Genomic DNA, 11,101 nt, shown 5'->3' on the forward strand with positions numbered 1-11,101 from the left:
GGATTCCCGTAAAGGCTCAGACGTCGCGGCGACGGATGACCAGATTGCGGATTTCGGTCATGTCCTCCATCGCGAAACGCACGCCTTCGCGGCCCAGTCCTGAATCCTTGACGCCGCCATAGGGCATCGAGTCGACGCGGTAGCTCGGCACGTCGCCGATCACTACGCCGCCGACGTCGAGCACGTCCCAGGCGCGCATCATCTTGTAGAGGTCGCGGGTGAACACGCCGGCCTGCAGGCCGAACTTCGAATCGTTCACCTCTTCGAGTGCCTCCTCGAAGTCGCTGAACTTCGAAATGATCGCCACCGGCCCGAACGCTTCCTCGCGGTAGAGCTTGGTGTCGCGCGGTACGCCCTCAAGCAACGTCGCCTCGAGCATCGCGCCGTCCCGCTGGCCGCCGCACAGCAGCTTGCCGCCTTTTCCGCGCGCTTCCTCGATCCAACCGTCGAGCCGCGTCGCTTCCTTCACGTCGATCATCGGGCCGACGAACGTATCCTCGTTGTGCGGGTCGCCGGCGATCAGCGTCTTCGTCTTCGCCACCAGCCGGTCGCGGAAAGTCTCGTAGATGTCGGCGTGGACGATGATGCGCTGCACGCCGATGCACGACTGCCCCGACTGGTAGAAGGCGCCGAACACCACGCGCTCGATCGCGTCGTCGAGATCGGCGTCGGCATCGACGATCACCGCCGCGTTGCCGCCGAGTTCGAGCACCACCTTCTTCTTGCCGGCCTGGCTTTTAAGCTTCCAGCCCACGTCGGGCGAGCCGGTGAAGGACAGCAATTTCAGCCGCTCGTCGGTGGTGAACAGGTCGGCGCCGTCGCGCGATGCCGGCAGGATCGAGAAGGCGCCCTTCGGCAGGTTCGTCTCGGCGAGAATCTCGCCCATGATCAGCGCGCCGAGCGGCGTGCGCGACGCCGGCTTCATCACGAACGGGCAGCCGACCGCGATCGCCGGCGCGATCTTGTGCGCGGCGAGGTTGAGCGGGAAGTTGAACGGCGAGATGAAGCTGCACGCGCCGATCGGCACCCGCTTCCACATGCCCTGATAGCCGCGCGCCCGGGGGCTGATGTCGAGCGGCTGCACCTCGCCGGTCATCCGCACCGATTCCTCGGCCGCGATGCGGAAGGTGTCGATCAGCCGCGTGACCTCGCCGCGCGCGTCGCGGATCGGCTTTCCCGCCTCGATGCACAGCGCATAGGCGAGCTCGTCGTAGCGTTCCTTGAAGCGCGACACGCAGTGCGCGAGCACATCCTGCCGCTCATAGGCGGCGAGCCGCGCCATCGGCTCGACCGCCGCGTCGGCCGCCGCGATGCCGGCGTCGATGGTCTTCGCGTCGGCGAGCGCGACGCGGGTCGCCACCTCGCCGGTGTACTTGTCGGTGACCTCGAGGTCGGTGTTCGAAAACACCGCCTCGTTGGCCAGGTACAGCGGGTAGGTGTCGCGCAGCTTCGGCGAGGCCACGCGCCTACTCCGCCGGCTCGGCGACGCGCGCCGACAGGTCGACCTGAACGCTCAGCTCCTTGATCTCCTTGTTGAGGATATGGTCGTTCTCCGAATAGTCGACCGGGCAGTCGATCAGGTGAACGCCCTTGGCGTCGAGGCAGGCCTTGATCATCTCGGGCAGCGCCGCGGCGCTCGTCACGCGGTGGCCGTGTGCCCCGTAAGCCTCGGCATATTTCACGAAATCGGGATTGCCGTAGGTCAGGCCCCAGTCCTTGAAGCCCATGTTGGCCTGCTTCCAGCGGATCATGCCGTAGCTGCCGTCGTTCAAGATCAGCACGACGAGATCGAGGCCGAGGCGCACCGCGGTCTCCATCTCCTGGCTGTTCATCATGAAGCCGCCGTCGCCGCAGATCGCCATGACCTTGCGGCCCGGATAGACCATCTTCGACATCATCGCCGACGGCAGGCCGGCGCCCATCGTCGCCAGCGCATTGTCGAGCAGCACGGTGTTCGGCTGGTGCGCCTCGTAATTGCGCGCGAACCATATCTTATAGACGCCATTGTCGAGGCAGATGATGCCGTCCGACGGCATCGCGTCGCGGATCGTCTGCACCAGGGTCTGCGGATAGATCGGGAAGCGCGGGTCCTTGCCGCTGTCGCCGCGGTGCGCGATCTCGTGCGCGCGGGCGGCGAGCATCTTGTCGAACTGCCAGTGGCCCTGTTTGAGGATGTCCTCCTTCATCTGCCAGATCGCGTTGCCGACGTCGCCGATCACCTCGATCTGCGGGAAGTAGACCGGGTCGACCTCCGCCGAGCGGAAGTTGACGTGGATCACCTCGGTCCCGCCCTGTTTCATAAAGAAGGGCGGCTTCTCGATCACGTCGTGGCCGACGTTGATGATGCAATCCGATTCGGACAGAGCGCGGTGGACGAAGTCACCCGCCGACAGGGCGGCGCAGCCGAGGAACTTCGGGTGCCGCTCGTCGACCACGCCCTTGCCGAGCTGGGTGGTGATGAAGGGGATGCCGGTCTTTTCGATGAACTGCGTCAGCATCCGCCCGGTCAGCCGGCGGTTGGCGCCGGCGCCGATCACCAGCACCGGCGACGTCGCCGCCTCGATGCGCTTGATCGCGGCGCGCACCGCCTTCTCCTCGGGCACCGGTCGGCGCGACTGGCTGGCCTTCAGCGGCCGCGAATCGGTGTGCTCGTCGGCGATGTCCTCGGGAAATTCGATATGGACCGCGCCGGGCTTCTCTTCCTCGGCAAGCCGGAAGGCCTCTCGGACGCGCGACGGAATATTGTCCGACGACGCAAGCTGGTGCGCGTATTTGGTGATCGGCCCCATCATCGCGACGACATCGAGGATCTGAAAGCGGCCCTGCTTCGACTTCTTGATCGGCTTCTGGCCGGTGATCATCATCATCGGCATGCCACCCAGTTGCGCATAGGCGGCGGCGGTGACGAAATTGGTGGCGCCCGGCCCAAGCGTGGCGAGGCAGACGCCCGCCTTCCCCGTATGCCGGCCATAGGTCGCCGCCATGAAGCCCGCGCCCTGCTCGTGACGGGTCAGCACCAGCCTGATCTTGTCTGAACGCGACAGCGAGTCGAGGAAATCGAGATTCTCCTCGCCCGGCACGCCGAACACATATTCGACCCCTTCTTCCTCGAGACACTCAATGAAGAGATCGGATGCCTTGGTGCTCACGTCTGTCTCCCTGCTCGCCCCTCGCGAGCGTTAAATCCCGATGGTTACGCGTCGGCGGCGCCGTCGCGGATCAGCCGTTTCAGATGGTCGGCCAGCCCGCCCGCCCCGCTGGCGAGGCCCAGCCCCAGATCGGCGAGTCGCTCGCGGTCGCTCTCGCCGAGTCGCGAAGCGACGCCGGCTGCCCGGCGCGCATCGGCGTCGAGCGGCGTTTCATCCCATGAGGCTCCGGCCGTGTCGCCCATCTCCCCCTCGGCGAACTCGCGGTGGCGCGGAGTGTATCAGCTTGCGGCGCAAGCGAAAGGGGCGGTTCAGAGCGCGAAATCGGCGACGATCTGCGCGGCCAGCTGCGCCGCCGCCCGTTCGCCGCGATAGGGAACGTAACGCGTGGCTGCCGCTGCGACGCCAGCGGCGATGGCAGCATCGCTCATCATCGCCTCGATGGCAGCGGCGATGCCCAGCCCGTCTCGCTGCACCGTCGCGCCGCCGAGGCGGTTGGCGGTAAGCTTGCGGCCGATCAGCACCGTATCGAGCGAGTCGGGCAGCACCAGATTGGGCGTACCGGCGAGGATCGCCTCGCAGGAAGTGGCGTGGCCGCCGCGGCTGATGAGCAGCGCCGCCTCGCCGAGCGTCGCCGGCATGTCGAGCGGTTGCGGCGAATGGATGATATTCGGAGGTAACGGTGGCGCCTCGGCCCCCACCGAATGCCAGAGCACCGGCCAGCCGAGCTGCGCCAGCGCCTCGATCAGCGCGCCCGCCGCCGGATGCGCGAACGGAAAATAGACGAAGGCGCGGGGACCGTCGCCCGCCGGCCACGCCGCGCGCGCCGACACGCGAAAGCCGTTCATCGTCCCATAATAGGTGACACCGGTGCGCGGGCCGTAGGGGTCGACCTCGGGCCAGGTGGTCAGATAGGCGGGGCCACGCGCGAGCAGCGTCGCGACGCTGTCGAGCATCGGCGCGCCGAACTCCACGCAGATTGCCTGCACCGAGGCGTCGGCCGCCGCGCCGGCGGCCAGCAAAGCCGCGTCGTCATGCCCCTTCCACGGCATCAGCGACGGCAGCGGCTGCTGCGCGGGCGGCACCAGGAACCCCGCACCGAGCATCGCCGCCGGCAGCCCCGCGACATGCGCCGCCAGCAACGACACCGGCGCATGTTCGGCGACGATCGCGGTGGGCTTCACCGCCTCGAAGATCTCAAGCCAGCGCCGCACCATCAGCCGCATCGCCGGCAGGTCGGCAAAGCCGCCGTCGCCGATCACCTGCGCATAGTTGATCGTTTCGGGCTGGCGGGCGGCGGGATGGTAGATCGGCGGCTCGATCACGCCGGCGAAGGGCGCGCCGGGCACGGCATCGGCGGTCGCCGGGTTGCGCGCCGCGACTGCCATCCGGTGGCCGCGTGCGTTAAGCGCAGCGGCGACCGGCGCCAGATGCGCGATATGTCCGTAGCCCTGGCCGAGTTCCCAGGTGCCGAGCAGCGTTGCCATCCGGCACCCAGGTCCTTCTTAGGCGGCCTTCGTTAGTTCCTAATCAGACGACGCCGTAGGCGAGCATCGCGTCGGCGACCTTCTTGAAGCCGGCGATGTTGGCGCCGCGGACATAGTCGATGTGCGACGAGCCCGCCTTGCCGCCATATTCGGCGCAGCGGTTGTGGATGCCCATCATGATGTCCTTCAAGAGCTTCTGCAGCTCGTCTTCCTTCCACGCGATGCGCGCCGAATTCTGGCTCATCTCGAGGCCGGAGACCGCGACGCCGCCGGCGTTCGCCGCCTTGCCCGGCGCGTAGAGAATGCCCGCCTTCTTGAAAACGTGCACGCCATCGAGATCGGTCGGCATGTTGGCGCCTTCCGACACCGCGATGCAGCCGTTCTTCACCAGCGTCTCCGCTTCGCTGCCGACCAGCTCGTTCTGCGTCGCGCAGGGCAGCGCCACATCGCACGGCACGCTCCACGGCCGCGCGCCGCCGCCATGGAAGGTCGCGCCGGTGAACTCGGTTACATATTCCGAGATGCGGCCGCGCTTCTTGTTCTTGAGGTTCTTCACCCAGTCGATCTTCTCCTGGGTGATGCCGTCCGGGTCGTGGATGAAGCCTTCCGAGTCGGAGAGCGTCAGCACCTTGCCGCCGAGCTGGACGATCTTCTCCGCCGCGTGCGTCGCGACGTTCCCCGATCCCGAGATGACCGCGCGCTTGCCCTCGACCGAATTGCCGACGTGGGTCAGCATGTTCTGCAGGAAATAGACCGCGCCATAGCCGGTCGCCTCGGTGCGGATCAGCGAGCCGCCATATTCGAGGCCCTTGCCGGTCAGCACGCCGGTGAACTCGCCGGTGATGCGCTTGTACTGGCCGAACATATAGCCGATCTCGCGCCCGCCGACGCCGATGTCGCCCGCCGGCACGTCGATGTCGGCGCCGATGTGGCGATACAGCTCGGTCATGAAGCTCTGGCAGAAGCGCATGACTTCGGCGTCGCTCTTGCCCTTCGGGTTGAAGTTGGAGCCGCCCTTGCCGCCGCCCATGGGCAGGCCGGTCAGCGCGTTCTTGAAGGTCTGCTCGAACGCCAGGAACTTCAGCGTCCCCTCGGTCACCGACGGGTGGAAGCGGATGCCGCCCTTGTACGGCCCGATGGCGTTGTTGTTCTGGACGCGCCAGCCGCGCTGCACGCGGATGTCGCCCTTGTCGTCCTGCCAGCAGACACGGAAGGAGACCACGCGATCCGGCTCGGCGATGCGGCGCAGGATCTGCCAGCGGTGGTAGGGTTCCTTGTCGGCGATGAAGTCGAAGATGTCCTCGGCGACTTCCTGCACCGCCTGCACGAACTCCGGCTGCCCCGGATTGCGCTTCTTCACGCCCTCGACGAAATGCTCGAGATCCACATGATCAGATAAACCCATGACGCGTCCCCTCCCACGGCGCCCCGGCGGTCCTCATTCCCACCCCCCGGAGTCGCGAAGTGGCGAGCATAGCGCAGTTTCATGTCACGCCAGCGGCGATTCTTGACGCCCTCCCCCATCTGCAGGCTAATGCGCGCCATTGGGGGGAGAGGCCGCCGTGACCGAGGTCGCGCCAGCGATCGATCAGCAACTGGATGCCGAGAATCGTCAGCTGAAAGCGACGATCAACGCGCTGCGCCTGAAGCTCGAAGAGATGCAGGCGCAGGAAGGCGCGAAGGTGCAGGCGGCGCTCGCCGCGTCGCAAGCCGAGATCGTCCAGCTGAAAGCCACCATCAACGCGCTGCGCACCGAGATGGAGAAGATGCAGGGCCTTGCCGAGAAGCGCGTCGAGGACGCCGGTGCGACCCTGCGCGACGAGAACCGCCAACTGCGTGACACCATCGTCGCGCTGCGCGATCAGCTCGAAAAGGCGGCGGCCTGATGGACGCGGTCACCAGCCGCGCCCGCGACGAGAGCGAGACGAAGCTGCGCGAGCGGCTGCGCCGCGTCGAGCTGCTGCTCGACCTCACCCGCAAGGCCGCGTCGATCGAGGCGCTCGATCCGCTGCTCGAAATGATCGTCAACGCCGCCTCCGAAGAGATCGGCGCCGAGCGCGGTACCCTGTTCCTCAACGACCCGTCGACCGGCGAGCTCTATTCGCGCGTCGCGCAGGGCAATGTGAACCGCGAGATCCGGCTGCTCAACGACCGCGGCATCGCCGGCCATGTCTTCCAGAGCGGCGAGGCGCTGATCATCGGCGACGCCTATGCCGACGATCGCTTCGACCGCAGCATCGACGAACAAACCGGCTACCGCACCCGCAACATCCTCTGCGTGCCGATCCGCACGATGAAGGGCGACCTGATCGGCGTCGCGCAGGTGCTCAACAAGCTGCCCGAGGGCTTCACAAAGGCCGACGAAGAGCTGCTGGAGGCGATGACCACGCAGGCGGCGCTGGTCCTCCAGCATGCGATGTTCATCGAATCGGTGCAGAAGGCGCGCGCGCAGGAAATGGCGTTCCTCGACATGGTCGCGGACGTCACCTCCGAGATCGACCTGCCGATGCTGCTGAAGCGCATCATGGGCGAGGCGACGCGCATGCTGTCCGCCGACCGATCGACCCTGTTCCTGATCGACGAGAAGACCGACGAGCTATTCTCGATCGTTGGCGAGGGCGTCGGCGCCTTCCAGATCCGCCTGCCGAAGACCGCGGGCATCGCCGGCGCGGTCTTCACCTCGGGCCAGTCGGTCAACATTCCCTATTGCTACGCCGACCTGCGCTTCAACCCGAGCTTCGACCGGCAGACCGGCTATTTCACCCGATCGATGCTGTGCGTGCCGGTGGCGAACAAGCAGGGCAAGATCATCGGCGTCACCCAGTGCCTCAACCGCCGCGGCGGCCCCTTCACCGCCGAGGACGAGCAGCGGCTGAAAGCCTTCACCGCGCAGGTCGCCGTCGCGCTCGAAAACGCCAAGCTGTTCAACGACGTGCAGAACATGAAGAACTACAATGAAGGCGTGCTGCAGAGCATAACCAACGGCGTGGTGACGCTCGACGAGGATGGCAAGATCACCACCTGCAACGCGCAGGGGCTGAAGATTTTCGAGATCGAGGCCGCCGCCGTGATCGGCCACACCGCCACCGACTTCTTCGCGCCCAACCCGTGGATCATCGAGAAGATCGGCAAGGTGAAGGAGAGCGGCGCGTCCGAAGTGCTGATGGACGCCGACCTCGAAACCGCCGGCGTGCGCCGCTCGGTCAACGCCACCGTCGTGCCGCTGATCTCGACCGAGGCGAAGAGCCTCGGCACGATGGTGATGCTCGAGGATATCTCGTCCGAGAAGCGCATGAAATCGACGATGTCGCGCTACATGGACCCCGGCATCGCCGACCAGCTGCTCGCCGGCGGCGACGGCGGCGATCTTATGGGCGGCAAGAGCGTCGAGGCGACCGTGCTGTTCACCGACATCCGCGGCTTCACCACGATCTCCGAAGAGCTCGGCCCGCAGGCCACCGTCGGCATGCTCAACGAATATTTCGAGATCATGGTCGACTGCATCCTCCGCGAGGGCGGGATGCTCGACAAGTTCATCGGCGACGCGATCATGGCCGCCTTCGGCATTCCGGTCGCGCATTCGGACAATGAGGACCGCGCGGTGCGCGCCGCGATCGGCATGATCAGCGACCTGCGCGCCTGGAACAGGATCCGCACCGCCGAAGGCAAGCGCCCGATCGACATGGGTATCGGCCTCAACACCGACATGGTGGTGTCCGGCAACATCGGCTCGGCGAAGCGGATGGACTTCACCATCATCGGCGACGGCGTGAATTTGGCGGCGCGGCTGGAAAGCGCCTGCAAGGCCTATCACGCGCGCATCCTCATCTCCGAGAACACGGTGAAGAAGCTGCGCGGCACCTACCGACTGCGTCCGGTCGACCTGCTGGTGGTGAAGGGTAAGACCCAGCCCGTCGAAGTCCATGAGGTGCTCGACTATCACACCGACGAAAGCTTCCCGAACGCCCGCGAGGTGCTCGACGCCTTCAAGTTCGGCATCGAGGCCTATCGCAGCGCCAAATGGGACGCCGCCATCGCCTCCTTCACCCGCGCGCTGTCGCTCAACCCCGACGACGGGCTGTCGCAAATGTACATCGACCGCTGCGAAAAGCTCCGCGCCGACCCGCCCGCCGACTGGGATGGCGTCTGGGTGGCGAAGGAGAAATAAGGCCGTTTACTCGCCTCAGATAACACGATGCCTATGGAACATTGTGAGAACCTGTGTAAGCTATCGCAATGGAAATCTCTCGCGACCTTAAGGTTCATGGCACGTCATCCCAAATGGATGCCTTCATAGAAGGTCTAACGTCGCTTGCGACTCCACCATGGAGCCGTTCCTACGAGGGCGAAGAGAATATCGGCACACCCGAATTTCGAGTTTTTGATCGCGAAGTTGCTGATAGCCTACCTGCGGCGAGCGTCGCTTTATACCTAGAACCGTATGGGCTACAGATCGTAAATATCGTGCCGAGGGATCGGCAAAATCTATCACGAGCGGAATATAATGGTATTCTTCAGGATTTCTTAGTTCAGTTGGCGCAGCCTGGAGCTGACGAGCTCGGCCTGTCAATTGTTACATCTCTACCGAGAACTTCTCTAGCTGCCGAAACGACTCCCGAGGTGGCCACCCTCCTCAAGCAATTTTCGGGAGCAGCAAACAAGACTACCGGCTCGTCTCATCCTGCAGATTTTAAGCGATGGGCGAAGTTTCTTATCGCAGTCCATCGTTGCCACGCCGCCGTGGATACGCCGCTGCTCAGAGAGGCGCTTAAGGAGCATGGCTGGCCTAATGAGACGGCGGAGGAACTCATCTCTGAATTTGAGTTTGCTCAAGACCTTTTGCAGATTGCGGCTCAAGAGGGCCTTTAAATTCAGCCTGTTGATCAGCCCTTCTTCGACATTGCGAGGATGGTCTTCCACTCGTTGGCGGTCAGCGGCACCACCGACAGGCGGAACTGGCGGAACATCGCCATATCCTTGAGCTTGGGCTCGGCCTTCATCGCGGCGAGGGTGACAGGGTGGTCGAGCTTCTTGCCGGGCTTCACCGACACCGCGACGAAGCGGCCCTTGGGGTCGGTAGTGTCGGGATAGGCGGTCTTCGACACTGTCGCGATGCCGACGACCTCCAGCCCCTCGTTCGAGTGGTAGTAGAACAGCTCGTCGCCGACCTTCATCGCCTTCAGGTAGAGCGCCGCCTGGTTGTTGCGCACGCCGTCCCACGCCGTCTCGCCGTCGCGGACCAAGTCGTCCCAGGAATATTTGACCGGCTCCGACTTCACCAGCCACTTGCCCGACGTGCCGCTCATGGATGCTCCGTTGTTCGTGTGGCGCGACCATAGCGGCGGCCCGGGTTGCGCGCGAGCCCCGCGCGGCGCAAGATGCGAACGGATCGCAACTTGGGGAGGACGCGATGCACGGCAATGATGTCGACAGCGTCGCGGCGCTCGAAAGCTGCATCGGCGCCTCGTCGCCGATGATCGATCTCAAGGTCATCGACCATCTCGACCGCGAATGCCTGCGCTGGCTGGCCGCCTCACCGCTGATGTTCGCCAGCCTGGGGCGCGACGGCAATGTCACCGCGACCTTGGCTGGCGGGGCGGCCGGTTTCGCCAGCGGCCATCACGCGAACCTGCATCTGCCGCTCGCTGCGATCGATGACCCGGCGCTAATACAGGTCGGCGACGCCTTCGGTTCGCTGTTCCTGATCCCCGGCATCGGCGAGACTCTGCGCATCAACAGCCGCGTCGCCGCGATCGAGGCCGGCACCGCGCGCGTCGCGGTCGAGGAGGCCTATATCCACTGCGCCAAGGCGCTGATCCGCTCCGACTTCTGGAAGGCGACCCCCGCCGACGCGCCCACCGACGCGACGGACTTCGTCGCCGCCAGCCGCTTCATGGCGCTGGCCACCCTCGGCGCGGCCGGCGGCGCCGACCTCAGCCCCAAGGGCGATCCGGCGGGGGCGATGGCGCGGCTCGACGGCGCCACGCTCCGCTACGCCGACCGCCCCGGCAACCGCCGCGCCGACAGCTTCCGCAATATCCTCACCCAGCCACGCATTGCCGGGGCGCTGCTCGTCCCCGGCGCGACCCGCGTCGCGATCCTGCATGGCGTCGCCCGCCTCAGCGCCGATGCCGACGAACGCGCGCGCTTCGTGGTGAAAGAGAAGACGCCGGTCCTCGTCACCACCGTTGACGATGTCGCGATCGAGCTGCGCGACAGCCCGGCTTTGGCCCGCGCGTCACTGTGGCCCGCCGCGCCAGCGCCCGACATCGATCCGGCGAAAATCCTCGTCGCGCATATGAAGCTCAACCGCGACAAGGGCCTGCAGGCGAAACTCGCGGGCGCGGTGCTGTCAGTGCCGGGGCTGATGAAGAAGGGCCTAGAGAAGGACTACGCCACCAATCTCTACTAGAGCGGGATGATTTTCCTCTGAATCGAATTTGGATTCCCTCAGTGGGCTTGTTGTGA

The 11,101-nt window shown here is 65.5% G+C and carries 10 protein-coding genes; 4 read left to right on the forward strand and 6 right to left on the reverse strand.

All coding sequences use genetic code 11. The annotated features are described in order from the left end of the window. Window positions 1-16: 16 nt before the first annotated feature. The 5 genes from ACFOMD_RS08075 to gdhA all read right to left on the reverse strand — a co-directional run bounded on the left by ACFOMD_RS08075 (window position 17) and on the right by gdhA (window position 6,038). Window positions 17-1,462, reverse strand: coding sequence for an aldehyde dehydrogenase family protein (locus tag ACFOMD_RS08075; protein WP_380859539.1), 1,446 nt, complete (start codon window positions 1,460-1,462; stop codon window positions 17-19). 4 nt (window positions 1,463-1,466) lie between these two features. Beyond that, window positions 1,467-3,149 carry an acetolactate synthase large subunit gene (locus tag ACFOMD_RS08080; protein WP_380859542.1) on the reverse strand — a complete coding sequence of 561 codons (1,683 nt, stop codon included), beginning with the start codon at window positions 3,147-3,149 and terminating at the stop codon, window positions 1,467-1,469. A 44-nt stretch (window positions 3,150-3,193) separates the two neighbouring features. After that, on the reverse strand, window positions 3,194-3,391 hold the full coding sequence (locus tag ACFOMD_RS08085) for a hypothetical protein (RefSeq protein WP_380859545.1): 198 nt from the start codon (window positions 3,389-3,391) through the stop codon (window positions 3,194-3,196). 66 nt (window positions 3,392-3,457) lie between these two features. Continuing rightward, window positions 3,458-4,633 carry a hypothetical protein gene (locus tag ACFOMD_RS08090; protein ID WP_380859547.1) on the reverse strand — a complete coding sequence of 392 codons (1,176 nt, stop codon included), beginning with the start codon at window positions 4,631-4,633 and terminating at the stop codon, window positions 3,458-3,460. A 43-nt stretch (window positions 4,634-4,676) separates the two neighbouring features. Then, a complete protein-coding gene (gene gdhA / locus ACFOMD_RS08095; RefSeq protein WP_380859549.1) occupies window positions 4,677-6,038 on the reverse strand; it encodes an NADP-specific glutamate dehydrogenase in 1,362 nt (453 codons plus the stop codon). Window positions 6,039-6,195: 157 nt separating this feature from the next. Between gdhA and ACFOMD_RS08100 the strand changes: the two genes are divergently transcribed. The 3 genes from ACFOMD_RS08100 (at window position 6,196) to ACFOMD_RS08110 (ending at window position 9,502) form a co-directional block, all read left to right on the forward strand. Continuing rightward, window positions 6,196-6,519, forward strand: coding sequence for a hypothetical protein (locus ACFOMD_RS08100; RefSeq protein ID WP_380859552.1), 324 nt, complete (start codon window positions 6,196-6,198; stop codon window positions 6,517-6,519). Then, complete coding sequence (locus ACFOMD_RS08105; protein WP_380859554.1) at window positions 6,519-8,801, forward strand: GAF domain-containing protein; 2,283 nt, start codon at window positions 6,519-6,521, stop codon at window positions 8,799-8,801. Before ACFOMD_RS08100 ends, ACFOMD_RS08105 begins: the two co-directional genes overlap by 1 nt. A 68-nt stretch (window positions 8,802-8,869) precedes the next feature. After that, entirely contained in the window at window positions 8,870-9,502 is a 633-nt protein-coding gene (locus ACFOMD_RS08110) for a hypothetical protein (protein WP_380859556.1), read from the forward strand. Window positions 9,503-9,516: 14 nt separating this feature from the next. Here the strand turns inward: ACFOMD_RS08110 and ACFOMD_RS08115 are convergent, their stop codons facing one another. Then, window positions 9,517-9,939 (reverse strand): EVE domain-containing protein, encoded by a 423-nt coding sequence (locus tag ACFOMD_RS08115; RefSeq protein ID WP_380859558.1) that lies wholly within the window; start codon window positions 9,937-9,939, stop codon window positions 9,517-9,519. A gap of 104 nt (window positions 9,940-10,043) precedes the next feature. On the opposite strand from ACFOMD_RS08115, the gene ACFOMD_RS08120 reads away from it, so the two are divergent. Beyond that, window positions 10,044-11,045: a pyridoxamine 5'-phosphate oxidase family protein gene (locus tag ACFOMD_RS08120; protein ID WP_380859561.1), complete on the forward strand. Its 1,002-nt coding sequence runs from the start codon at window positions 10,044-10,046 to the stop codon at window positions 11,043-11,045. Window positions 11,046-11,101 lie beyond the last annotated feature (56 nt).

This window comes from Sphingoaurantiacus capsulatus, from assembly GCF_042648405.1.
GTDB lineage: Bacteria > Pseudomonadota > Alphaproteobacteria > Sphingomonadales > Sphingomonadaceae > Sphingoaurantiacus > Sphingoaurantiacus capsulatus.

What these genes read in the sequence shown, in the direction of transcription:
- gdhA (WP_380859549.1), bottom strand. Translation starts at nt 6,038, where the DNA reads ATGGGTTTATCTGATCATGTGGATCTCGAGCATTTCGTCGAGGGCGTG.
- ACFOMD_RS08110 (WP_380859556.1), top strand. Translation starts at nt 8,870, where the DNA reads ATGGAAATCTCTCGCGACCTTAAGGTTCATGGCACGTCATCCCAAATG.
- ACFOMD_RS08120 (WP_380859561.1), top strand. Translation starts at nt 10,044, where the DNA reads ATGCACGGCAATGATGTCGACAGCGTCGCGGCGCTCGAAAGCTGCATC.
- ACFOMD_RS08090 (WP_380859547.1), bottom strand. Translation starts at nt 4,633, where the DNA reads ATGGCAACGCTGCTCGGCACCTGGGAACTCGGCCAGGGCTACGGACAT.
- ACFOMD_RS08115 (WP_380859558.1), bottom strand. Translation starts at nt 9,939, where the DNA reads ATGAGCGGCACGTCGGGCAAGTGGCTGGTGAAGTCGGAGCCGGTCAAA.
- ACFOMD_RS08105 (WP_380859554.1), top strand. Translation starts at nt 6,519, where the DNA reads ATGGACGCGGTCACCAGCCGCGCCCGCGACGAGAGCGAGACGAAGCTG.
- ACFOMD_RS08085 (WP_380859545.1), bottom strand. Translation starts at nt 3,391, where the DNA reads ATGGGCGACACGGCCGGAGCCTCATGGGATGAAACGCCGCTCGACGCC.